The sequence below is a fragment of the Neisseria sp. P0001.S005 genome, assembly GCF_051963715.1.
The window spans coordinates 1-414 of sequence record NZ_JBQCTZ010000661.1 but is presented as its reverse complement, the minus strand read 5'-3'; the positions used below and the strand labels follow the sequence as shown (position 1 = coordinate 414).

The window sequence follows — 414 nt, the reverse complement described above, 5'->3', positions numbered from 1 at the left end:
TGCACTCCGCCCTATCCTGCTCCTTCTGACCGCACTCAGCATCCCAACCGCTTTTGCCGCTGATGCCGCGCTGATGAACAAAGGACAAAAAATTTACGAAACCAACTGCGCCGCCTGCCACGGTAAAAAAGGCGAAGGCCGGGGCGCCATGTTCCCGCCTTTATTCCAGTCCGACTATATCAATAAAAAACCGCAAGTGCTGTTGCAAAGCATGACCAAAGGCATCAACGGCCCGATTAAAGTAAACGGCAAATCCTACAACGGCTTTATGCCTGCTACCGCCATCAATGATGCCGATGTTGCCGCCATTGCCACTTACATCATGAACGCCTTCAACAATGGCGGCGGTACGATTACTGAAGCAGATGTCAAAAAATCTCACGGGAAAAAATAAAACGTCTCTCCCCTAAAGGC

1 protein-coding gene is annotated in these 414 nt (G+C 50.5%); it reads left to right on the top strand.

Translation table 11 applies throughout. From position 1 onward, the window contains the following. Positions 1-25 precede the first annotated feature (25 nt). Positions 26-394 (top strand): c-type cytochrome, encoded by a 369-nt coding sequence (locus ACTHSP_RS22255; protein ID WP_440347042.1) that lies wholly within the window; start codon positions 26-28, stop codon positions 392-394. Positions 395-414 lie beyond the last annotated feature (20 nt).